Origin of the sequence: Actinobacillus minor NM305 (assembly GCF_000175195.1) — a bacterium.
In the GTDB taxonomy this organism is placed as follows: Bacteria; Pseudomonadota; Gammaproteobacteria; order Enterobacterales; family Pasteurellaceae; genus Haemophilus_A; species Haemophilus_A minor.
Genome location: NZ_ACQL01000043.1, coordinates 1 through 920 on the forward strand (window position 1 = coordinate 1; position 920 = coordinate 920).

1 protein-coding gene is annotated in these 920 nt (G+C 44.2%); it reads left to right on the forward strand.

Annotation, left to right across the window (positions count from 1 at the left end):
* Window positions 1-920, forward strand: a 920-nt coding sequence (gene tuf / locus AM305_RS01475) for an elongation factor Tu (RefSeq protein ID WP_005822474.1), incomplete at both ends; no start/stop codon positions are given.

A 920-nucleotide genomic window follows, 5' to 3' on the forward strand; every position in this document is an offset into this window, starting at 1 on the left:
CACGTTGACCATGGTAAAACAACTTTAACAGCAGCGATCACAACTGTATTAGCGAAACACTTCGGTGGTGCAGCTCGTGCATTCGACCAAATCGATAACGCGCCGGAAGAAAAAGCGCGTGGTATCACCATCAACACTTCACACGTTGAGTACGATACAGCAACACGTCACTACGCACACGTTGACTGCCCGGGACACGCGGACTATGTTAAAAACATGATCACCGGTGCGGCGCAAATGGACGGTGCTATCTTAGTAGTAGCAGCAACAGATGGTCCAATGCCACAAACTCGTGAGCACATCTTATTAGGTCGCCAAGTAGGTGTACCATACATCATCGTATTCTTAAACAAATGCGACATGGTAGATGACGAAGAGTTATTAGAATTAGTTGAGATGGAAGTTCGTGAACTTCTTTCACAATATGACTTCCCGGGTGATGACACTCCAATCGTACGTGGTTCAGCGTTACAAGCGTTAAACGGCGTAGCAGAGTGGGAAGAGAAAATTCTTGAGTTAGCAAACCACTTAGATACATACATTCCAGAGCCAGAGCGTGCGATTGATAAACCATTCTTATTACCAATCGAAGACGTATTCTCAATTTCAGGTCGTGGTACAGTAGTAACAGGTCGTGTTGAGCGTGGTATCATCAAAGCAGGTGAAGAAGTTGAAATCGTAGGTATCAAAGAAACTACGAAAACAACAGTAACTGGTGTTGAGATGTTCCGTAAATTATTAGACGAAGGTCGTGCGGGTGAGAACGTAGGTGCGTTATTACGTGGTACAAAACGTGAAGAAATCGAACGTGGTCAAGTATTAGCGAAACCAGGTACAATCACACCACACACAGACTTCGAATCAGAAGTTTACGTATTATCAAAAGAAGAAGGTGGTCGTCATACTCCATTCTTCAAAGG